18 protein-coding genes are annotated in these 21768 nt (G+C 57.7%); 14 read left to right on the forward strand and 4 right to left on the reverse strand.

The genetic code is table 11. The features are described 5' to 3' along the window. The first annotated feature begins 269 nt into the window (after positions 1–269). From DW796_RS04250 to DW796_RS04270, 5 genes are all read left to right on the forward strand, one after another. On the forward strand, positions 270–518 hold the full coding sequence (locus DW796_RS04250; protein ID WP_022094361.1) for an HPr family phosphocarrier protein: 249 nt from the start codon (positions 270–272) through the stop codon (positions 516–518). 188 nt (positions 519–706) lie between these two features. Continuing rightward, positions 707–949, forward strand: a complete 243-nt coding sequence (locus DW796_RS04255; RefSeq protein ID WP_022094360.1) for a FeoA family protein — start codon at positions 707–709, stop codon at positions 947–949. 39 nt (positions 950–988) lie between these two features. Further along, entirely contained in the window at positions 989–1210 is a 222-nt protein-coding gene (locus DW796_RS04260; RefSeq protein ID WP_006234774.1) for a FeoA family protein, read from the forward strand. A gap of 123 nt (positions 1211–1333) precedes the next feature. Continuing rightward, positions 1334–3661 carry a ferrous iron transporter B gene (locus DW796_RS04265; protein WP_117628963.1) on the forward strand — a complete coding sequence of 776 codons (2328 nt, stop codon included), beginning with the start codon at positions 1334–1336 and terminating at the stop codon, positions 3659–3661. Between the two features lie 204 nt (positions 3662–3865). After that, complete coding sequence (locus DW796_RS04270; RefSeq protein ID WP_035136858.1) at positions 3866–4066, forward strand: hypothetical protein; 201 nt, start codon at positions 3866–3868, stop codon at positions 4064–4066. A gap of 291 nt (positions 4067–4357) precedes the next feature. Here DW796_RS04270 and DW796_RS04275 read toward each other — a convergent pair whose 3' ends face one another. Next, the gene (locus tag DW796_RS04275; RefSeq protein ID WP_117583373.1) at positions 4358–5062 is read right to left on the reverse strand and encodes a response regulator; all 705 of its coding nucleotides are present in this window, start codon (positions 5060–5062) and stop codon (positions 4358–4360) included. After that, the gene (locus DW796_RS04280; protein WP_118094371.1) at positions 5055–7790 is read right to left on the reverse strand and encodes a sensor histidine kinase KdpD; all 2736 of its coding nucleotides are present in this window, start codon (positions 7788–7790) and stop codon (positions 5055–5057) included. Before DW796_RS04280 ends, DW796_RS04275 begins: the two co-directional genes overlap by 8 nt. 334 nt (positions 7791–8124) lie before the next feature. Here DW796_RS04280 and kdpA point away from each other — a divergent pair, with 334 nt between their 5' ends. The 5 genes from kdpA (at position 8125) to DW796_RS04305 (ending at position 16743) form a co-directional block, all read left to right on the forward strand. Continuing rightward, a complete protein-coding gene (gene kdpA, locus DW796_RS04285) occupies positions 8125–9948 on the forward strand; it encodes a potassium-transporting ATPase subunit KdpA (protein ID WP_117628962.1) in 1824 nt (607 codons plus the stop codon). Positions 9949–9964: 16 nt separating this feature from the next. Further along, positions 9965–12025, forward strand: a complete 2061-nt coding sequence (gene kdpB / locus DW796_RS04290; protein ID WP_117583370.1) for a potassium-transporting ATPase subunit KdpB — start codon at positions 9965–9967, stop codon at positions 12023–12025. A gap of 12 nt (positions 12026–12037) precedes the next feature. Then, positions 12038–12628 (forward strand): potassium-transporting ATPase subunit KdpC, encoded by a 591-nt coding sequence (gene kdpC / locus DW796_RS04295; RefSeq protein WP_117583369.1) that lies wholly within the window; start codon positions 12038–12040, stop codon positions 12626–12628. 248 nt (positions 12629–12876) lie between these two features. After that, entirely contained in the window at positions 12877–14826 is a 1950-nt protein-coding gene (locus DW796_RS04300; protein WP_117583368.1) for an NAD(P)/FAD-dependent oxidoreductase, read from the forward strand. Between the two features lie 663 nt (positions 14827–15489). Next, a complete protein-coding gene (locus DW796_RS04305; RefSeq protein WP_117583367.1) occupies positions 15490–16743 on the forward strand; it encodes an ATP-binding protein in 1254 nt (417 codons plus the stop codon). Between the two features lie 393 nt (positions 16744–17136). On the opposite strand, the gene lnu(C) is transcribed toward DW796_RS04305, so the two are convergent. Together lnu(C) and DW796_RS04315 are read right to left on the reverse strand one after the other, a co-directional pair. After that, entirely contained in the window at positions 17137–17631 is a 495-nt protein-coding gene (gene lnu(C) / locus DW796_RS04310) for a lincosamide nucleotidyltransferase Lnu(C) (RefSeq protein WP_019543803.1), read from the reverse strand. A gap of 23 nt (positions 17632–17654) precedes the next feature. Beyond that, complete coding sequence (locus DW796_RS04315; RefSeq protein WP_002837184.1) at positions 17655–18692, reverse strand: IS1595-like element ISSag10 family transposase; 1038 nt, start codon at positions 18690–18692, stop codon at positions 17655–17657. 324 nt (positions 18693–19016) lie between these two features. Between DW796_RS04315 and DW796_RS04320 the strand changes: the two genes are divergently transcribed. From DW796_RS04320 to DW796_RS04335, 4 genes are all read left to right on the forward strand, one after another. After that, positions 19017–19709 carry a GntR family transcriptional regulator gene (locus DW796_RS04320; protein WP_117583366.1) on the forward strand — a complete coding sequence of 231 codons (693 nt, stop codon included), beginning with the start codon at positions 19017–19019 and terminating at the stop codon, positions 19707–19709. Between the two features lie 124 nt (positions 19710–19833). Beyond that, positions 19834–20856: a LacI family DNA-binding transcriptional regulator gene (locus DW796_RS04325; protein WP_158549297.1), complete on the forward strand. Its 1023-nt coding sequence runs from the start codon at positions 19834–19836 to the stop codon at positions 20854–20856. 42 nt (positions 20857–20898) lie between these two features. Beyond that, entirely contained in the window at positions 20899–21393 is a 495-nt protein-coding gene (locus DW796_RS04330; protein WP_117583364.1) for a type II toxin-antitoxin system RelB/DinJ family antitoxin, read from the forward strand. Further along, positions 21380–21751: a DUF86 domain-containing protein gene (locus DW796_RS04335; RefSeq protein WP_117628961.1), complete on the forward strand. Its 372-nt coding sequence runs from the start codon at positions 21380–21382 to the stop codon at positions 21749–21751. Before DW796_RS04330 ends, DW796_RS04335 begins: the two co-directional genes overlap by 14 nt. Positions 21752–21768: the final 17 nt, after the last annotated feature.

Consider the following 21768-nt stretch of genomic DNA (forward strand, 5'->3'; position numbering starts at 1 on the left):
CTTGCAGCGACGGACCTCGGGACGCTCTTACACCACGTCTGCGCGCGCCACCCCCTTTAAAGGGCGTTTGACGGCTTTCAACCTCTTCGAATCGCTCAAGCTAGGCAATTTGCTCTCGATTTTGCTGCTACTAAATTTGTGACAGTACTCATATTTGCCACTTTTTGACCACGGGGTATCCGGAGGGGCCCTCGATAAGCATCTAACGCTACAATAACTACCACGTGGCTGGGTTTGCCGGCCGAATGTGTGATGTCGTGGGAGGGGACATGGTCGAGTTTACAAAGACGATTAAAGATCCGTTGGGACTACACGCCCGCCCGGTTGCGCTGCTCTATGACATCATTGCCAAGCACCGTAGCGACGTGTCGGTCAGCATCGGCGACCGCCATACCGACGGTCGCGATGTCATGGGCCTCATGGCTCTCTACGGCGAGTGCGGCGAGGACATCATCTTTCGCGTTTCGGGCGTAGACGAGGCTTCCTGCGTTACGTCGATCAGAAACCTCTCGCTCTAAGCATGACAGGGCGCGGCAAAGGACAGCTCTTTGCCGCGCCTTTTTGTTTCATATAGGAAACTTTTTCGAAATCTGAATAGGGACCCTTTCCAAAAAGTTAACCACGTGCTAGTTTACTAAAGCGAACATAGACGTGGTTAACTTTTATCGCGTCGATGTTGAGGACGAACTGACGTTAGGAGCCACTCATGTCTTGCGGACCGCAGATGCCGGCCATGCCGCTTTCGATGGTAAAAGCGGGCGAAACCGTGCGCGTGTCTCGTGTAAAGGGCAATGAGGACATGAAGCACCACCTCAAGGACCTCGGCTTTGTCGAGGGCAACGAAATCCACGTGGTGAGCTCGAGTGGCGCCAATATCATCGTCACGGTGCTGGGCGCACGCTTTGGCATCGATTCCAAGGTTGCCATGCACATCATGACCGTCGGTTAGTCCGCAGCATTTCATAAAAACTGAAAGGGGGACAAGAGGATGAAGACGTTGGGTGACGTTAAGGTGGGCGAGAGCTCTACCATCGTCAAGCTTCACGGTGAGGGTGCGCTTCGCCGTCACCTTATGGACCTGGGGCTCATCAAGGGCACTTCGTTCAAGGTCGTGAAGGTTGCACCGCTCGGTGATCCGGTCGAGATCAACGTGCGCGGCTACGAGCTTTCCATCCGCAAGGAGGAGGCTGCCGTCGTCGAGGTCCAGTAAGGGCTCGCGGCGCATATATCTGCAGATAAAGTTAGGTTTTTCTAACTTAATGCAGCATCTTTGAAGCACATTATCCAGCCTGCGCGGAGAAAGCAGCGCAGGCACACAAGGAAGAAGGATTGAATGGCGGATTCTCAGATCCATGTCGCGCTGGCGGGTAACCCCAACTGCGGCAAGACCACGCTTTTCAACCTGATCACCGGCGCCAACGGCTACGTTGGCAACTGGCCCGGCGTCACGGTTGAGAAAAAGGAGGCCAAGCTCCTAAGCGACAAGAACGTTACCATCACGGACCTCCCTGGCATCTACTCGCTTTCCCCCTACAGCCCTGAGGAGCAGTGCTCGCGCGATTACCTCATGAGCGGCGAGCCCGATGTCGTCGTCCAGGTGGTCGACGCCACCAACCTCGAGCGTAACCTGTACCTGGCGCTTCAGGTTATCGAGACCGGCCTGCCCGTGGTCGTTGCCCTCAACATGGCCGACCTGGTCGAGAAGAACGGCGATAAGATCGACACGGACAAGCTCTCCAAGAAGCTCGGTTGTCCGGTCATGATGATCTCGGCCCTTAAGAACAAGGGCATCAAGGAGCTGTTCGAGCAGGTCAAGAAGTCCGCTGCTTCCAAGGGCCAGGTGCCGGAGCACAAGTTCGATTCCTCCATCGAGGACGTTCTGGACCACATCGAGAACAATCTGCCGGCGAGCGTTCCCGCCAACAAGCGCCGCTACTACGCTGTCAAGCTGTTCGAGCGCGATGCGGACGCCTGCAAGCTCATCAACCTCACCAAGGAGAAGGCCGCTCGCGTCGAAGGTCTGGTCGCTCAGTGCGAGCAGGACTGCGACGATGACGCCGAGTCCATCATCACCGGCGAGCGTTACGGCGTGATTGCCCACATCATTGACGAGTGCCTCACCAAGGCTCCGGCAAAGATGAGCACCTCCGAGAAGATCGACCGCGTGGTTACCAACCGTATCCTGGGCCTGCCGATCTTTGTGGTCATCATGTTCTGCGTGTACTACATCGCCGTTTCTACCTTGGGCGGCACGGTGACCGACTTCACCAACGACCAGCTCTTCGGTACCGACGGTTGGTACGTGCTCGGTCAGGGCCGCGACGCCTACGACGCGGCCGTCGAGGCTGCGGGCGACAATGCCGACTCGGTCGACCCGGCACAGTACGGCCCCTATGTTCCTGGTATTACCACCATGGTCCACGACGCCCTTGTGGCGGGCGGCACCGAGGACGGTGGCCTGGTCGATTCGCTGGTCTGCGACGGCATCGTCGGCGGCCTGGGCGCCATCTTCGGCTTTGTCCCGCAGATGTTCCTGCTGTTCGTCATGCTGTCCTTCCTGGAGGACTGCGGCTATATGGCCCGCGTCGCCTTCATCATGGACCGCGTGTTCCGTCGCTTTGGCCTGTCCGGTAAGTCGTTCATCCCCATGCTCGTATCCTCGGGCTGCGGCGTCCCCGGCGTCATGGCCACCAAGACCATCGAGAACGAGAAGGACCGCCGCATGACGGTCATGACCACCACGTTTATTCCCTGTGGCGCTAAGCTGCCGATCATCGCCCTGCTCATGGGTTCCATCATCGGCGATTCTTCCACCACCGCCGCGTGGATCAGCCCGCTCTTCTACTTCCTGGGCGTCTTTGCCGTCATCGCTTCGGGCCTCATGCTCAAGAAGACCAAGCTCTTCGCCGGCCGCCCGACGCCGTTCGTTATGGAGCTTCCCGCCTACCACTTCCCGGCGATCCGCTCTTGGGCGCTGCACGTGTGGGAGCGCTGCTGGGCCTTTATCAAGAAGGCCGGCACGGTCATCTTCGCGTCCACCGTCGTTGTTTGGTTCCTGTCCAACTTTGGTAGCTACAACGGCACGTTTGGCTTCCTGCCTGCTATGGAGGGCATCCCCGAGGAGTTCATGGACTACTCCGTGCTTGCCATGCTGGGCAACCTGGTCGCCTGGATCTTCGCCCCGCTCGGCTTTAGCACCTGGCAGGCAACTGCGCTGACCGTCTCGGGCCTTGTCGCTAAGGAGAACGTCGTCGCCACCGCCGGTTCGCTGCTGTCCGTCGCCGACGCCGGCGAGACCGACCCGAGCCTGTGGACCGCGTTCGCCGGCATGTTCCCGACTATGGGCGCTTGCGTTGCCTTTGGTGCGTTCAACCTGCTGTGCGCTCCGTGCTTTGCCGCCATGGGCACTATCCGCAACCAGATGGATTCCGGCAAGTGGACCGCCATCGCGATCGGTTACGAGTGCGCCTTTGCTTGGGTCATTGGTCTGTTCATCAACCAGTTCTACAACCTGTTCGTTCTTGGACAGTTTGGTATCTGGACGGTTGTGGCCATCGTGCTGCTGGTTGCGATGCTCTTCCAGATCTTCCGTCCCATGCCTAAACATGCTTGGACCGACGAGGACGAGACCAACACTGCTTCCGCCGCAGTTTCCGCTTAAGTCCGAATAAGGATTAGCCCCTTTCCATGAGCCCGGGTGTCCCAGCGACACTCGGGCTTTTTGGTGCAATGGGGGACAGATTGCTTTGCTCCAGAAGTAAGATGTGGCGTTTCCGCAGATAAAACCGACCAAAACAAACCTGTCCCTTTTTGGCAGGTGGAAGATGGGGTAAAGTAAGTGGTGGTTAACTAGAGGAGGCTTACTATGGCACCTATCGATATTGTTGTGTTGGCTGTTATCGGCATTGCGTTTGTCGCCGTGTGCGTGCGTATCTACCGAAAGGGCACCTGCGCCGACTGCGCCCAGGGTGGCGTTTGTACGGGGCATTGCTCCAACAAAAAGACCTGCGCCGCACTTAAGGGCGTAGACAAAATCGCCGAAGACTTGGGCCGCGGTATCAAATAAAGGTCCAGGCACCCAAGCGCCTCGCGAGCATCCGTTCGCGGGGCGCTTTGCACATTTGGGGGAGAGTGTGGCGAGTTGAAGAGTATTTTTGGGTATCGCTAACTATGTGGTCAACGGCCCGCTCACCGTGGTCCATGCCGTAGCGAGCGCCAATCTCGCCGTCGAAGGCATGACCAACTACCTGGGCCTCTAACTCCATCCCGCCCATCAGTTGCGGTGAAATACAGACTGTTTTGGCCGTCAAAGGCCTTATCTACTCCGTATTCCACCGCAACTTTTTTGTGGGGTGGGCTAGAGACGCTGCATGCGGTACCCGACACCCATGTGCGTCTGAATCATCTTGGGGTGAGAGGGGTCTGCCTCGATCTTCTTGCGCAGGGTGCGCATGAACACGCGCAGGCTCGCCAGATCGCTGTCCCAGCTCGTGCCCCATATCTCGCGGGTGATGAAGGTGTGGGTGAGCACCTTGTCGACGTTTTTCGCCAGAAGGACGAGCAATTTGTACTCGGTTGGGGTGAGCGAGAGCTCGCGTCCGTCTTTCGTCGCGTATCCCGCGGCGTAGTCGATATGCAGCGGACCGTTGTCGAACGTGCTCGCTTCTGTCGATTCGCTTGACGCCATCGAGGAGCGCCTCAAATTCGCACGGACGCGCGCGAGCAACTCATCCACAGAAAAGGGCTTGGTGAGGTAGTCGTCTGCCCCTGCGTCAAGTGCTGCAATCTTGTCGGAATCTTCGGTGCGCGCCGAAATGACGATAATGGGGACTGCCGACCAGCTTCGGATCTTCGTGATGACCTCGATACCGTCAATGTCGGGAAGGCCGAGGTCGAGCATGATGAGGCTGGGGCCGTGCGACACCGCATCCATGATGGCGGCCTGGCCGTTGCAAACCTTGCTCACGACATAGCCGTGGAGGTCAAGCGCGGTCGAAACGAGGTTTTGAACGGTCAGGTCATCTTCGACCAGGAGGATGCGTGGCTTAGCGGCATTATTCATGAATCTCGATCTCCTCGGCGGGCAGGGTAAAACGGAAGACGGCCCCATGGGGGTGGTTGTCGCGAGCTTCGATGACGCCGCCATGCGCCTCCACGATGGAGCGGCAGAGCGACAGCCCAAGGCCGATGCTTCGACGCGAATCCACGGGCCGCGTATTGCGTGAGGTGAAGAAGCGCTCAAAGATATGAGGCTTGTCGCAGTCTGCCACACCCGGCCCATCGTCTGCGACGTCCACCACGACGAACGCACCCTCGCGACGTGCGCTGATGGTGACAGTCGAGTCCTCGGGCGTGTATTTGAAGGCGTTCATGATGAGATTCGTAAGCACCTGCATGATGAGATGGACGTCGATGCGTACCAGCAGGATGTCGTCAGTGTGCTCGATGGTGACGGTACGTCCATGCGATGCTTGGGCGACATGGCTGAGGGCGGCCTCGATGACCTCGTCGATGAGCTCGGATGTGAAGTTGAGGCAAATGGTGCCATCCTCGACGCGTGTGATGGCGAGGAGGTTCTCCACGGTATCGATAAGCCAGAGGGAGTCGTCGTAGATGGCATCGGCAAGATCGCAGCGTTGTTCGAGGCTGAGCTTCTCGTCGCTCTTCCGAAGGATTGCCGCAGATCCGGATATAGCCGTGAGTGGTGTCCTCAAATCGTGGCCGATGGAGCGCAAAAGGTTGGCGCGCAGCTGCTCGTTTTTCGCCAAGACCGCAGCCTCTTCGCGCTCTTGCGCCGCCCGGTCGCTTTCGAGCGCCAAGGCGCATTCGCCTACGATAGATAGGACGATCGAATGCTCGAAGGCTTCGATCTCGCGCCCCTCCAGGTCGATGCCGATGACACCGAATACCTTGTCGCCGGTGCGAACCGCGAGGTAGAGGCAGCGCGCCTCGGGCAGGGTCCGCGTGCTTGCGCCCGCGCGTTTGTTGTTGGTGTAGGTCCAGGTTGCAACAGCGCGCTCGTAGTCGGTGAGCAGCGACGCGGATCGGTTTTCGGTGCCAGCGGACTCATAGAGCGTCTTGCCGAGCGTGCCGTGTTCGGCGGTGTAGAAGACCACGTCGAGTTTTAGCAGTTTGATGAGTTGGTTCATGGCGACGCGGGCACACTCCTCCGCGCTATGGGCTTGCTGCAAGAGCTGGTTCGTTTCGAGGAGTACGCGCGTTTTGAATGCGTTCTCGGCGGAGGTACGGGCGTTGTCGGCGATGCGCGCAGTTAACTCGCCGGCGACCATAGCGGTAGCGAACATGATGCCGAACGTGACCAGATAGCTTCGGTCGTAGCTGGCGAGCGAAAACAGAGGCGTTACGAAGCAGAAGTTGTAAAGCACTACAGAGAGCACGCTCGATACGATCGTGCAGATACGCCCCGTCGTGGTGACGGCGGTCAGCAGGGCCGTGAGGATATAGAGGGATATGATGCTGGAATCGGCAAATCCCAGATGGCGGAAAGCCGTGCCGATCGCTGTGGCGACAAGAGAGAGGGCCAGCGTGCGAAGCACGTTTCGGCTGCTGGGCGGCTGCAGGGCGAGCGCATGGCGGCGTCCTTTGGGTCGGGAGGGCGGAGTCGACTGGTCTGAAATGATGTAAATGTCGAGGTTCGGGGCGAATGTTATGAGCTGTTCTACGAGAGATTTGCGGCCAAAGAGGGCCTGACGGACGCTGCTGTGCTCGCCCGTGCGCCCCATGACGATCTTCGAAATACCCGACAGGCGTGCGAACTCGGAGATCTGAAACGCGACGTCGTCGCCATAGACGGTTTCCATATGTGCTCCGAGCTGCTCGGCTAGGGCGATATTGTCTGCAAGCTTGGCGCGCTCATCATCGCTCATGGCTTGCGTGCGCGGGCTCTCTACGAACAGGGCGACGAGCTCGCTGCGAAACGCTTTCGCCATGCGTGCGGCGGCACGGACGATGCGGGGATTGGTCGGCGCCGGGGAGACACAGACTAAGATACGCTCCCTGGTGTAGTAGTCACGGTTTCCCAGCACGCGTGCGGCGTCTGTGAGGTGGCCGGTGCGATCGGCGCAGCGGCGCAGCGCGATTTCTCGGAGTGCGGTGAGGTTCTCGACGGTAAAAAAATGCTGTTGCGCTCGCTCGGCTTGTGCGGGACGGTAGACGAGGCCGGCGCGAAGGCGCTCAAGTAGGTCTTCGGGCTCTATGTCAACGAGCTCGACCTGGTCGGCATCATCGAAGATGCGGTCGGGGATTCGTTCGCTCACGACAACGCCGGTGATGGATGCAACCATGTCGTTTAGGCTCTCGATATGCTGAACGTTCACAGTCGTATAGACGTCGATGCCTGCATGTAGAAGTTCCTCGACGTCTTGATAACGTTTGTCGTGGCGAGACCCCGGCGCATTCGTATGGGCGAGCTCGTCGACAAGGATGAGCTGAGGGGCGCGTTCGATAGCCGCATCTAGATCGAACTCGCTGAGCGCAATGCCGTTGTGCTCAGCGAGTTTACAGGGCACGTTCTCAAGCCCTTGTGCAAGATGGGCAGTTGCCGGACGTTCGTGCGGCTCGATGTATCCCGCGACGACGTCGACACCTCGCCGCTTGGCGGCGTGGGCGGCTTGAAGCATCGCATAGGTTTTGCCTGCACCAGCAGCGTAGCCAAAGAAAATCTTGAGGTGTCCCCGGCTGGTTCGAGCGTCATCGGCGGCCTCGTCTTTCTCAATTGCCTTGAGGATGAGGTCTGGATTGACGCGAGTGTCCGATGCGTCGCGCTGCATAGCGTAGCCTTTCTGAAACGTTGCCCATGCGTGCATACGCGGTGAGGACGCCACTGTATGCTCGCGAGGTCGAGTATAGGCGCACTGCAGCCGCAATAGTGCTTTCTACCTGCATCTTTACGGCATCTTAAGGTCGTGAGCCCCGGCCCTCACGCCTCTTTAATCTCTAGAAGCGTTTACTGTCCCCAGGCGCTTGCGAGAGCAGGCGTCCGAGACATCGGACCGCGCGTGAAAGGGGCGGTAAATGAACATCCTCATTCCCATCATCGGAGTCGTCTGCATTGGACTCCTTATCTATTACATCTACATTCTGATGAGGAGTGATTCGTAAACTATGGACGCTGCGATTCAGTACATCTTGTACTTTGCCGTGCTCGTCGTCCTGGCCGTTCCGCTCGGTCGGTTCATGGCCCATATCATGGATGGTGAGCATACGTTCCTGTCGCCTGTGATTGCTCCTGTGGAGCGTGGCGTCTATCGTCTGCTTCGCATCGACGCGGCAGAGCAGATGGGGTGTAGGCGCTACCTGGCGAGCGTGCTGGTCTTTTCGGGGATCGGCCTCGTGGTCCTTGTGGCACTTCAAGCGCTTCAGTCCTTCTTGCCAGGCAATCCCCAGCACCTGCCGGGTGTGCCATGGGACCTGTCGTTCAATACGGCTGCTTCCTTCATAACCAACACCAACTGGCAGTCCTACTCCGGCGAGACCACCCTGTCCTACCTTGTGCAGTTCATGGGTCTCACCGTGCAGAACTTCGTTTCCGCTGGCACCGGTATCGCGGTCATGTTCGCGCTGATTCGTGGCTTCCGTCAGGTCAAGGAGCAGAGCTTGGGTTCCTTCTGGGTCGACCTCACCCGCACCGTCCTGTATGTGCTCATCCCGCTGAACCTCGTGTTCGGCATCTGCCTGGCTGCCGGTGGCGTCATCTCCAACTTCCAGCCGGCTCAGAAGGCTGAGCTCGTAGAGCCCGTCGCCGTCCAGCCTAATGCAGACGGCGGCTGGAGCGTCCTCGACGGCGCCCAGATCGAGGGCGACACGGTCAAGGTCGACGGCAAGGTTGTCGAGGGCGCGCGCGTGGTCACCGAGCAGTTCCTGCCCCAGGGTCCTGCGGCTCCTCAGGTCGCCATCAAGCAGTCCGGAACCAACGGCGGCGGCTTCTTCGGCGTGAACTCCGCCCATCCGTATGAGAACCCCAGTGCCTTCACCAACATCATCGAGATGACCAGCCTGCTGCTGATCCCGGCTGCCTGCTGCTTCACCTTCGGTATCGGCGTCAAGAACACCAAGCAGGGCAAGGCCATCTTTGCCGCCATGTTCATCCTGCTGGTGATCTTCACCGGCATCATCGCCGTCAACGAGCATGCGGGCACCCCGCAGCTGGCCGATGGCGGAGCGGTCAATATCGAGATGACCGACGGCCAAGCCGGCGGCAACATGGAGGGCAAGGAGAGCCGCTTCGGTATCGTCACCTCCTCCACGTGGTCGGCTTACACCACCGCCGCTTCCAACGGCTCGGTTAACTCCATGCACGACTCCTACACCCCGCTGGGCGGTTTTGTCCAGATGCTCCAGATGGCTCTGGGCGAGGTTGTCTTCGGCGGCGTGGGCTGCGGCCTGTACGGCATGATCGGCTTCGCCATCCTCACAGTGTTCATCGCCGGCCTTATGGTCGGCCGCACGCCCGAGTTCCTGGGCAAGAAGATCGAGCCGGGCGAGATGCGCTGGGCAGTTGTCCTGTGCCTGGCAACTCCGTTTGCCATTCTGGTGTGCTCGGCCATCGCCTGCATGGTGCCCGGTCTTGCCGACCAGCTCAACAATGGTGGCGCGCACGGCTTCTCCGAGGTGCTGTATGCCTTCACCTCATGCGGCGGCAACAACGGCTCGGCGTTTGCAGGTATGAACTGCAACATTCCCTGGATCAACGTCATGCTCGGCCTCGAGATGCTGTTCGCCCGCTTCATGCCCATCATCGGTACGCTGGCTATCGCCGGCTCGCTGGCCAAGAAGGGTAAGGTCGCCGAGAGCGCCGGTACCCTGTCTACCACCAACGGCATGTTCGTATTCCTGCTCGTGTTCATCGTTCTGCTGATCGGTGCCCTGAGCTTCTTCCCGGCCCTGGCGCTTGGCCCCGTTGCCGAGTTCTTCCAGATGATTGCGTAAAGGAGGGCGCAGATTTATGACTATGCAAAAAGACATGATGGGCCGCGCGGTCCGCGACTCGTTTGCCAAGCTGGACCCTCGCGTCCAGATTCAAAACCCGGTCATGTTTCTGGTGTGGCTTTCAGCCGTCATGACCTCCGTCCTGGTCGTCGCTTCCATCTTCGGTGTGCGGGACGCGGGTGTGCCCACCTACTATGTGGTCGCCATCGCGGTCATCCTGTGGCTCACCGACCTGTTCTCGAACTTCGCCGAGGCGCTTGCCGAGGGCCGCGGTAAGGCTCAGGCTGATTCTCTGCGTGCGGCCAAGAAGGATGTCGAGGCCCATCGCATCGAGTCCGTTGAGGACAAGGAGCACTTCACCGTCGTTCCCGGCACCGAGCTCACGCGCGGCGACCTGGTGATCGTACGCGCCGGCGAGCAGATTCCCGGCGACGGCGACGTCATCGAGGGCGCTGCCTCCGTTGACGAGTCCGCCATCACCGGCGAGTCCGCCCCCGTGGTCCGCGAGGCCGGCGGCGACCGCTCTGCCGTTACCGGCGGTACCACGGTGCTGTCCGACTGGATCATCGTCAAGATCTCCAGTGAGCCCGGCCAGAGCTTCCTGGACAAGATGATCGCGATGGTCGAGGGTGCCGCGCGCAAGAAGACCCCTAACGAGATCGCTCTGGAGATCTTCCTGGTGGCCCTTTCCATCGTCTTTATTCTGGTCACGCTGGCCCTGTATTGTTACTCCTGCTTCTCGGTCGGTCTTAACGACATGGTCAACCCCACGGCCGTGACCACGCTCGTGGCGCTGCTCGTGTGCCTGGCTCCCACTACCATCGGCGCCCTTCTGTCCGCCATCGGCATCGCCGGCATGAGCCGTCTGAACGAGGCCAACGTGCTGGCCATGTCCGGCCGCGCCATCGAGGCCGCCGGCGACGTCGACATCCTCATGCTCGACAAGACCGGCACCATCACCCTGGGTAACCGCCAAGCCGCCGAGTTCATCCCGGTCGACGGCGTCGATCCCGCGGAGCTGGCCGATGCCGCCCAGCTTTCCTCGCTGGCCGACGAGACCCCCGAGGGCCGTTCCATCGTCGTGCTCGCCAAGGAGCAGTTCGGTCTGCGCGGCCGCACGCTCGAGGATAAGGGCATGGAGTTCATCCCGTTCACCGCGGCAACGCGTATGTCCGGCGTGAACTACGAGGGCAATGAGATCCGCAAGGGCGCTGCCGATTCCGTGCGCACCTATCTGGAGGCAGCCGGCGGCGTGTTCTCCCAGGAGTGCGAAGAGGCCGTCGAACGCATCGCCAAGGCCGGCGGCACCCCGCTGGTCGTGACCAAGAACTGCCGCGTGCTGGGCGTTGTGTACCTCAAGGACATCATCAAGTCCGGCGTTAAGGAGAAGTTCGCCGACCTGCGCAAGATGGGCATCAAGACCATCATGGTGACGGGCGACAATCCGCTCACCGCCGCGGCAATCGCCGCCGAGGCCGGCGTTGACGACTTCCTGGCCGAGGCCACCCCTGAAGGCAAACTCGAGAAGATCCGCGAGTTCCAGCGTGAGGGTCACCTGGTCGCCATGACCGGCGACGGCACCAACGACGCGCCCGCTCTGGCCCAGGCCGACGTCGCCGTGGCCATGAACACGGGCACCCAGGCTGCCAAGGAGGCCGGCAACATGGTCGACCTCGACTCCAGCCCCACCAAGCTCATCGAGGTCGTGCGTATTGGCAAGCAGCTGCTCATGACCCGCGGCTCGCTCACGACCTTCTCGGTGGCCAACGACGTGGCGAAGTACTTCGCTATCATCCCGGCCCTGTTCTCGCCGATCTATTCGGGACTGGGCGCCCTCAACATCCTGAGCCTCACCAACCCGTTGACGGCCGTGCTGTCCGCCATCATCTACAACGCGCTGGTCATCGTCGCGCTAATTCCGGCGGCTCTCAAGGGCGTCAAGTACCGCGAGGTTCCATCCGGCCAGCTGTTGACCCATAACCTGCTGGTGTGGGGTCTGGGCGGCATCGTGGCGCCGTTCGTATTCATCAAGATTATCGACATGCTGCTGGCCTTGTTCGGCATTGGCATGATGTAGACGGAGGTTTGTATGTTCAAAGGTATCGCATCGCGCGCACTTGGCGTGTTCGCGCTGTTTACCATCGTCTGCGGCCTGGGATACACGCTCGTGGTGACCGGCGTCGTGCAGCTTGCGTTTCCGTACCAGGCGAACGGATCGCTTATTACGGTCGACGGCAAGGTTGTGGGTTCCGAGCTCATCGGCCAGAACTTCGATGACGAAGCCCACATGTGGGGTCGTATCCAGAACGTGTCAATTGTCGAAGGCGAAGACGGCGAGCTCATGGCGTATGGTGCCCCGTCCAACCTGTCCCCGGCGAGTGAGAAGTATCGGCAGCTTGTGGATGCGCGCGTGAAGAAGATTCGCGCCGCCAACTCCGATGCCGATATGGACGCTGTGCCCGTCGACCTGGTGACGTGTTCGGGGTCCGGCCTCGACCCGGAGATCTCTCCGGATGCCGCCGAGTACCAGGTCCCGCGCCTTGCCAAGGCCACGGGCAAGAGCGAAGACGAGGTGCGCGAGATCATCGCCCAGTGCACCAAGGGCCGTTTCCTCGGCGTGTTCGGCGAGCCCACGGTTAACGTGCTCAAGGTGAACCTTATGCTGGACGGCGCGCTGTAAGTGAGGGAGTGGCGGATGAGGGCATGACTGACTATCTGAGCCCTCAATTCCACCCCGCCCATCGGTTGCGGTGAAATACGGACTGTTTTGGCTGTCAAAAGTCTCATCTACTCCGTATTCCACCGCAACTTTTTTGTGAGGGTCGGGATTGAAGGTGGGGAGTGCGAGCGAGTGCGAATGCGGCGGATACTGATACGATAAGTACGTTAGTAACTGCCGCCGAGCGGCTCAAACGAAAGGAAGCCTGCATGGAGTCTTCTGCCTATCCAATGCTCTTTAGCCCGATCAAGGTCGGTACGACCGAGGTCAAGAACCGCGTCTTTATGCCGCCAGTGTCAACCAACCTGGCCGATCATGGCTATGTGACCGACGACTTGGTCGATCATTACCGCGCCCGCGCCAAGGGCGGCGTGGGCCTCATCATCACCGAGGTCGTGACGGTCGAGCCCACCTATACCTATCTGCCGGGTGACATGTGCTGCTACGACGACACGTTTATCCCCGGCTGGGAAAAGCTCGCCGCGGCCGTCCACGAGTACGGCTGCAAGATCATGCCGCAGCTCTTCCACCCCGCCTACATGGCCTTTAACATTCCAGGCACGCCGCGCCTGATCGCCCCGTCCTTTGTGGGCCCGTCCTATGCCCGCGAGGCACCGCGTCCCATCACGGTTGACGAGATCCACGAGCTCACGCATCAGTTCGGCGACGCTGCCGTGCGTATGCAGAAGGCCGGCGTCGATGGCGTCGAGGTCCATGCGGCGCACGCCCACGGTATGCTCGGCGGCTTTTTGACTCCGCTCTACAACAAGCGTACCGACGAGTACGGCGGCTCGCTCGACGCCCGCATGCGCTTCCTGCTCGAGGTCATCGCCGAGATTCGCGAGCGCTGCGGCAAGGACTTCATTATCGACGTCCGTATCTCGGGCGACGAGTACACCGATGGCGGCCTGACCCTCAACGACATGATCTACGTCTCGCGTCGCCTGGAGAAGGCCGGCGTCGACATGATTCATGTGTCGGGCGGCACCACCATCAAGCGTGGCTCCGCAATTCCCGCCGCCGGTACGCAGCAGGCCTCGCATGCCGCCTGCTCGCGCGAGATTAAGAAGCACGTCAACATTCCCGTTGCCACGGTCGGCCGCATCAACGAGGCCTGGATCGCCGAGGAGCTGATCGAGGACGGCGCCGCCGACATCTGCATGATGGGCCGCGCCAATCTGTGCGATGCCGAGTTCTGCAATAAGGCGGCTGCCGGCAACGCCGACGAGATCCGTCCCTGCATCGGCTGCCTGCGCTGCCTGAACGGCATCATGTTTGGCAAGCGCATCTCCTGCACCGTCAACCCGGACGTCGAGCGCGACGAGGCCGGCTACGAGCCTGCCGCCGAGGCCAAGAACGTGCTCGTCGTGGGCGCCGGTCCCGCTGGCATGGAGGCGGCCTACATTGCCGCCAAGCGCGGCCATAACGTGGTGCTCGTGGATAAGCAGGACGAACCGGGCGGCGAGATGCGCATCGCGGCCGTTCCGCCGGCAAAGCAGGAGCTCACTCGTGTGATCAAGTACCAGTACCGTCGCCTGGCCGAGGCCGGCGTCACGTGCGTATTTGGCACTGAGCTTACTGCCGAGGACATTCAGCGTGACTACGCCGGCTACGAGGTCGTCCTAGCTTATGGCGCCGAGCCCATCGCTCCGGCCTTCATGCAGGGCTTTAAGCAGGTTATGACGGCTGACGACCTGTTGGGCGGCAAGGCTTTTCCGGGCAAGAAGATCGTCATCGTGGGCGGCGGCACCGTCGGCTGCGAGACGGCCGATTACCTGGCCCCGTTGGTCAACGACCTGTCGCCGGCCAATCGCGATGTCACCGTCATCGAGATGACCAAGACGCTCGCCGCCAACGAGGGCGGTGCCGGCCGCGCGGTGCTCATCACGCGCATGCTCTCCAAGGGTGTCCACGTGCTGACTGAGGCCAAGGTGACCGAGATTACCGAGGATGCTATCAGCTACGAGAAGGACGGCGAGGTCCACACCATCACCGGTGCCGATACGCTGGTGCTTGCCATGGGCTATCGTCCCAATACCAAGCTGGCAGACGACCTGGCTGCAGCCGGTGTTGCCACCCACGTGCTGGGCGATGCCAACAAGTGCGGTAACATTCGCGACGCCATCGGCGATGGCTACAAGGTTGCCTGTGAGCTCTAGTTAACCCTTTGTTGCGTGGGGGCCAGGTTACTTTGCGCTAAGTTGATGCATGTAAACCTGACCCCATTGCACCATTTGATAAAACGCAAGCGCTCGCTGCCTGCGTTTTATCAAAGAAAGATTATTGTCGAGCCTTAAATGCCTTTTGTTTGTGTGCCTTCCGCAATCATATTGCGGTTGTAGACCAGGTGCAGATACATCGCATCGTGAGCGGCGGTGGGGTTGCGCGTCTCAATGGCGTCGGCCACACCGTGGTGCGTGCGGATGGTCTCCTCGACGAACTTTTTTGCCCGTTACGTCGATAAAGAGGGGAACGGATGCCTTGAGCACACCCATCAGACGGGTAACGGCGAGGTTGCCGCCATCCCAGGGCGGCTTCATGGGGTAGCGCCCGTACGCATCGAATTTTTCCTCTCATAGATGTGCGGCACAAAGAGCCCCGAGTTCATACGAGCTCGGGGCTCTTTTCGTTTGGATTTCAGACGTATTGACAGACGAAAACAGTCTGCGTCCGGTATTGAGCCATACGAAAGCGAAATTATGCGTCTTAATTCCGTACGCAAATCAAGACGAAAACAGTTTGCGTCTTATATAAATCAGTACGCAAACGGTTTTCGTCTTATAATACGGTTATGAATGGTACGAAACGAGGGGGTTGTGCATATGGTTGTTAGAGAGAGCCCTACAGTCGAATACAAGGAAAGCGTTACGCCGACGTTTCTTAAAACGGTGAGCGCCTATGCAAACTATGGGACGGGCAAGATTGAGTTTGGCGTTGATGACGAGGGCGTGGTTGTCGGCCTTGCAGATCCGGTCGCAGAGTGTCTCCGCATCGAGAACATGATTAATGACAGCTTGGACCCCGCTCCCCGTTACACGCTCGAGCCCGATGAGAAACACGGGACCGTAATCCTTACGGTTTATGAGGGACAGGACAAACCCTATCGAAGCAAGGGAAAGGCCTACAGGCGAAACGATTCGGCAACGGTGGAGGTCGACCGGTTTGAGTATGGCAGGCTGACGCTCGAAGGCAGCAACGTAACGTTCGACGCGCTCACGTCGGCTCGCCAGGACTTGAGCTTTCATACGCTCGAGCATAAGTGTGTTGAACACCTCGGCATTTCCGAGCTAACGTCGGATATCTTGCGTACGCTCCGCTTGCTCGGCAAGGATGGCTATACCAATGCCGCGGCGATTTTAGCGGATAAGAATGATTTTCCAGGCATCGACTGCGTCCGTTTTGGCGATACCGAGGATGTGATCTTGGATCGCGAGGCGGCGACAAATGTATCCGCAATTGAGCAGGCGGACAGGGCGGTGGCTATGTTTGCACGCTACTACCGTTATGAGCGTATCGAAGGGATGGAGCGCGTCCAAACCGATCGAATTCCTCTTGAGGCATTCCGCGAAGCTGTTGCAAACGCTTTAGTGCATCGGACGTGGGACGTTCGAGCGAACGTTCAAATTGCCCTGTACGATGATCGCGTCGTTGTGACCTCCCCCGGATCGCTGCCCGCCGGTTTGACGACGGAACAATACCTGTATGGGCAGATATCCGTGCTCAGAAACCCCATCGTTGCAGAGGCCTTCTTAAAGCTGGATTACATCGAGAAATTTGGTACGGGAATTGCGCGCATTAGACGTGCCTATCGCGATTCGATCAATCAACCAATTTTTGATGTTCGCGGCGGCATGGTGGCCGTCACATTGCCCGTTACCGATGCCTTTGAAGGGTCCGAGGAAGAGGTCCAGGTTCTCAAGGCCTTGTCGGGCGGGCGAATTATGTCGCGAAGCGAGATTGAAAAACAGACGGGGCTGAGCCGCATGCGGACGTTGGCGGCACTCGAATCTCTGCTTGAACGGAATGCAATCGTAAGGCAGGGAACCGGGCGGGCCACGAAATACGAGCGCTCATAGTCCAAAAGAGCCATGGTACAAGACGGACCCCAAGCCAGCGTTGGCTTGGGGTCCGTTATATCCCGGATGGTAATGGGCCGATTATTGTCAAGTTATAGCAAAGTACAGCGACGTACAGCAAAGTATAGTGAGATATAGCAAGCCGTATAGCGCGCCTTGATTTTCAACCCTTGATTATCAACCGTCCGTATTTCACAGCAACTTATAACAGGCTCGGGGTGCCAATTTGGGGTGCAGTAGTGCTGCGCCACGAAAAGGGCCTATCTACTACGTTTAAGCCGCAGGGGTCAACCATAGTCGGTTTTTTCGAAAGGCTATGTCACAACAAACAGTTGATAAATAGCCATTTTTATAGGGGAGTATCAGAACTCCCCTACAAACTGTTATTTGCAGTTATCTATACTCATTTGGAATTTCGATATGAAGTGTCTCACACAATAACTTCACATCATGTGCATCATTTTCATCAAACTCGTATCCCAGATGGAACATTACTTGACTATATGGTTCAATACAGGAAACCTCTATTTCCTCAATTCTTCCTTTACCCGAAAAAGTTTCTACCGGAAAACAATCCCCATCATAAAGAATTTCACCTTCGTCCGTATATTCAAAACAATGCAAATCAATAATTCTGTTTTTCAAATCTTCCCATACAGTATGGTTCAATGTTGTATATTCCATCTTAATCTCATAAAAGCCATTAGCTTTCATTATTTCTATAAAGTTCTGATAATCGTTCTTTTCTACAAAAATGTCAATATCATTATGGGCTCTTGACTGATATCCAAGAAGAGCATCTACACCCCAGCCACCATCAAGAAAGACTTTAATCTCCGCATCTATTGCAAATTGAAGAATCTGTTTTACATCTGTTATATTGACCATCTTATCATCTCCACAAATTCTAATTAGGCGACCAGAGGAACTGCTGGTCTGTTTGATAAATCTCTGCATTTAGCAGTTTTCAATGTTGCCAAAACGAAAGTTAAGAAGATGTTCCTTTTCTCCATGTCGCTTTCTTTGGCGTAATTTACAAGGTTATTCCACACAAGATAGTTGTTCAGATACTTGGTAGAAACACCGTTAAAGCCACGCATAAACCTCTTTAGCTGGCTATGGTAGCTATTGATATGTTGGATATTATAAATGCCTTTCTTGGCTTTGCCAGTCTTTAACTGCACAAGGTCAATGCCATTGGCATTTGTAAATCTCACATAGGAGTTCATCTTGTCCGTAACAAGAGTGGAATTGGTCTTAATCCTACCATCATAAATATGATGTAAATCTCTTGTAGAAACTCTACCAGTATTCGTAATCTTGGAGATAGACAAGCCATTCCTATTAACCGCACAAGGAACACATACCTTTTCTTGGGACAAGCCTCTGATATGTGTAGAATGACCACGCTTATGAGCCTTGCGTGGCATAGCAAATGTCTTACTCTTGCTATGATTGCCCTTGTACGAGATGGCGAAAAAAGTTTCGTCAGCCTCAATAATGCCGTCAAGGGTAACATCGTCTGCCATATTCTGAAGTGCATCCAAAATCTTGTGTCTCCAAAGGAATGCGGTGTTTCTGTGAATCCCACAAGCAACAGCAGTCTTACGAATGGATAAGCCATTCATCATACAATCAATGTACTGCTCCCACACGGACAAGTCTTTTCTTGTACCAGACACAATGGAGTTCGTAGCAATCACGAAGGACTTGCCACAATCCTTACATACATATCGCTGTGTGCCATCTTTACGATGACCATTGCGAACCACATGGATACAGCCACAAAGAGGGCATACACGACCATTTGCAAAGCGTTCCTTTGCTACGAAATCTTCAATATTCAAAGACTTTACAAAGGCAGGACTTAAAAGCATTGTTTTAAGGCTTTCCTGCTCTGCGACAGTCAACTTACCGATAATATCTAATGCGTCTTTGATAGTAGGCATATCCAATTACCTCCTTCGGTGGTACTGTTTCTTACTATTATTATACGCTATTTCTCGTCAAAATCAACCATTTGTTGTGACAGAGCCTTTCGAAAATCGACAAGCTGTCTACCTGCGGTTTTGTTTTCACGGTTTTCGGTATGGCCGAGGCTATCCGTGTTAACGTAATAGATGGGCCACTTTTGTGGCAAGGGGGGCCGATCTGCGGGCCAGGGTAGCTAAAAGAGCCCCGTCCCAAAAAGACTGATTGGGAGCTGGGGCGTGTCGATGCGATAGTATTACGTGGTGAAATTCGACAAACCGTGAGCTTCATCCGAGGGCTTTATGGAACAACACCAGCATAATCAGAGCCTGCAAGATCAGGCATACAACGCATTGCGCTCCAAGATCATCTATGCCGAGCTCAAGCCCGGCACGCGCCTTTCGGCGATTGGTCTGGAAAAGGAGACGGGAATCGGGCGCACGCCCATTCGCGAGTCTTTTGTGCGCTTGCGTGAGCAGGAGCTGGTGGAAACGCGTCCCAAAAGCGGCACCTATGTCTCAAAAATCAGCATGGAGCGCGCCGAGAACGCCTGTTTCTTGCGCGAGAAACTCGAGAGAAGCGTGCTCATTAAATGCTGCTCTGCCGTCACGCCCGAGCAAAAGCAGCGGCTCGAGCGGATTCTTGCCGAGTCCGAGTCGCTCGACCATAGCGAAACGCGTCGCTTTTTCGATCTGGACAACCTGTTCCATGAGACGTGTTTTGAGATTGCCGGCCGCCACATGTTGTGGGATTGGATGAAGAGCGTCAACACACATTTTGAGCGATACAACTGGTTGCGTATGGTGTCGCAGGATCTGGATTGGGAGCCGATTCGTCGGCAGCATCGCCGAATTCTCGAGGCCATTAAGAAGGGCGATACCGACGCGGCGAGCTACCTGGCAGAGACGCACCTGCATCTGATGCCCGAGGAACAGGGCCCGGTTATCGCCTTGCATCCCGACTACTTTGAGCTGTCGAAAGACTCGTCAATCTAGCCCATCGCCGCATCTGCTCGAGACACAAAAACGATGCTGCTCACCTACAGCGTTTTGCAACCGAGATTTTTAAAAAATGCCTAAAATGGCTCAGATTGCTGACAATTGGGAAACGGGGTGCGCTATGGCGCAGATGAGGATTAAGGACATTGCCGCCGAGGCGGGCGTGAGCCCGGCCACGGTCTCGCGCTATCTCAATAACCGCCCCGGGCAGATGACCGAGGAGACCCGCGCCCGCATCGCGGCGGTTATCGAGCGCACCGGCTATCGCCCACGTGCCGCCGCACGCAATCTGCGCAGCTCGCGTGCCAACCTCATCGGCGTAATCTTGGCCGACATCGCCAACCCGTTCTCCAGCGCCATGCTCGAAGGGCTTTCCGCCAGCGCCGCCGCGCGCGGCTGCTCGCTCATGACGGCCATTAGCGGCAACGACCCCGCCAAGGAAGCGGAGTCGCTCACCAGACTTATCGATGCCGGCGTGGACGGCCTGGTCGTCAACACCTGCGGAGGCAATGACGAGGCGATCGCCGCGGCAGCGGGACGCCTACCCGTTGTGCTGCTCGACCGCGATGTTGCCGATGGCGGCATCGATCTGGTGACATCTAACAACCGTGAGCTGGTCGCCGGCCTGGTAGACGCCTTGGCTGCTGCGGGCAGCGAGCGTCTGTGCCTGCTTACCGAGGCAAGCGATGACAGCCCCGTGCGTCGTGAGCGCGCTGAGGCGTTTGCCGACGAGCTCTCGCGCCGCGGCCTGGCCGGCGAGGTCGTCACCTTGGCGGACGGTGGTGCCGAGGGTGTCAGTCGCCTGGACGAGACCATCCGCGGCTATGCGGGTAAAAAGCTCGGCCTCATTGCCGTCAACGGCCTGGTCTTCCTGCGCCTGACCGAGGCACTGGCGCAGCTGGGTCCCTCGCTGCCGGCGGGCCTTAAGATCGCAACGTTTGACGATTACCCCTGGAACCACGTGCTCTTTGGCGGTGTGACCACGGCCGCGCAAGACACCCACACCATCGCCGAGCGCGTAATCGAGCGTCTGTCCGAGCGCATCGACGTCGTTACCACTACGGTGGGCGACGCCGCAAAGCTCGCCCCCAAGCGCATCGAGATCCCCGGTCACATCGAACACCGCGCTTCGACCTCGCGCTAGTCTGTGTGATATTATATAGACAATGTCATACAGGAGGTATCCATGGCTGCGTCTGTGCTGAGTGTTCGAGTGGACTCGTCAATTAAAGATTCATTTGCCGAGCTGTGCGAAGAACTCGGCATGACTTCGTCCGTTGCGGTCAATATGTTCATGAGGCAGATGTTGCGCGAGCGCTCGCTGCCGTTTGTGCCTTCACTCGGTAAAAGCTCTGCGAGCGAAAGCGCCGCAGCGGGCATTTTGGATACCGCTCAGATTGAGTCCGCCGTCCGCGAGGCAGCCAGCCCGATTCCCGCCATCAAAACCGTGATCCTATTTGGATCGTATGCCCGTGGCGAGGCGCGTGCAGATAGTGATATCGACTTGCGCCTCGAAGTCGATCGCGAGCAGGGCTTTGGTCTTTTTGCGTTGTCGGCGTTTGGCGAGGCAGTGCGCAAGGAAACCGGAAGGCAGGTGGACCTTGTCTCGAGCGATTATCTTGATGACGATCTTGCCGCGGTAATCGAGCGCGAAGGAGTGATCCTTTATGATCGCGCGTAAGTCAGACGGCCTCCGCGCCCAAGAGGTCTTGGAGGCCATCGCTGAAACGAACGAGCGCATCAAGGCTTTTGATATCACCGAGGACCAGTTTCTGCATGCGAATGACGTGCGGACGAGGGCGTTGGCGGACTCCCTTTTGATGTGCGCGCTTAGGGTGACGGAAGAAGCGGGCAAGTTGTCGGAACGCTCGCAGCGGCTTCATCCCGAAATTGAGTGGCGTGGAATTATCGGCATGAGAAATTACCTCGCGCATGATTACGGCAATGTCGACCGATCGGTTGTTTGGGATGCGGTGACGATGGAGTTTCCGGCGCTGGAACGAGCGTGTAGGCAAATTGTTTCCGAATCCGAGCGATAATCACTTGTCATACCAGC

Source organism: Collinsella sp. AM31-2AC (genome assembly GCF_003469285.1).
Lineage (GTDB): Bacteria > Actinomycetota > Coriobacteriia > Coriobacteriales > Coriobacteriaceae > Collinsella > Collinsella aerofaciens_AT.

Bases quoted from the DNA above. Each gene is read 5' to 3' on its own strand.
- DW796_RS04250 (WP_022094361.1), top strand. From the start codon at position 270: ATGGTCGAGTTTACAAAGACGATTAAAGATCCGTTGGGACTACACGCC.
- DW796_RS04255 (WP_022094360.1), top strand. From the start codon at position 707: ATGTCTTGCGGACCGCAGATGCCGGCCATGCCGCTTTCGATGGTAAAA.
- DW796_RS04260 (WP_006234774.1), top strand. From the start codon at position 989: ATGAAGACGTTGGGTGACGTTAAGGTGGGCGAGAGCTCTACCATCGTC.
- DW796_RS04265 (WP_117628963.1), top strand. From the start codon at position 1,334: ATGGCGGATTCTCAGATCCATGTCGCGCTGGCGGGTAACCCCAACTGC.
- DW796_RS04270 (WP_035136858.1), top strand. From the start codon at position 3,866: ATGGCACCTATCGATATTGTTGTGTTGGCTGTTATCGGCATTGCGTTT.
- DW796_RS04275 (WP_117583373.1), bottom strand. From the start codon at position 5,062: ATGAATAATGCCGCTAAGCCACGCATCCTCCTGGTCGAAGATGACCTG.
- DW796_RS04280 (WP_118094371.1), bottom strand. From the start codon at position 7,790: ATGCAGCGCGACGCATCGGACACTCGCGTCAATCCAGACCTCATCCTC.
- kdpA (WP_117628962.1), top strand. From the start codon at position 8,125: ATGGACGCTGCGATTCAGTACATCTTGTACTTTGCCGTGCTCGTCGTC.
- kdpB (WP_117583370.1), top strand. From the start codon at position 9,965: ATGACTATGCAAAAAGACATGATGGGCCGCGCGGTCCGCGACTCGTTT.
- kdpC (WP_117583369.1), top strand. From the start codon at position 12,038: ATGTTCAAAGGTATCGCATCGCGCGCACTTGGCGTGTTCGCGCTGTTT.
- DW796_RS04300 (WP_117583368.1), top strand. From the start codon at position 12,877: ATGGAGTCTTCTGCCTATCCAATGCTCTTTAGCCCGATCAAGGTCGGT.
- DW796_RS04305 (WP_117583367.1), top strand. From the start codon at position 15,490: ATGGTTGTTAGAGAGAGCCCTACAGTCGAATACAAGGAAAGCGTTACG.
- DW796_RS04315 (WP_002837184.1), bottom strand. From the start codon at position 18,692: ATGCCTACTATCAAAGACGCATTAGATATTATCGGTAAGTTGACTGTC.
- DW796_RS04320 (WP_117583366.1), top strand. From the start codon at position 19,017: ATGGAACAACACCAGCATAATCAGAGCCTGCAAGATCAGGCATACAAC.
- DW796_RS04325 (WP_158549297.1), top strand. From the start codon at position 19,834: ATGGCGCAGATGAGGATTAAGGACATTGCCGCCGAGGCGGGCGTGAGC.
- DW796_RS04330 (WP_117583364.1), top strand. From the start codon at position 20,899: ATGGCTGCGTCTGTGCTGAGTGTTCGAGTGGACTCGTCAATTAAAGAT.
- DW796_RS04335 (WP_117628961.1), top strand. From the start codon at position 21,380: ATGATCGCGCGTAAGTCAGACGGCCTCCGCGCCCAAGAGGTCTTGGAG.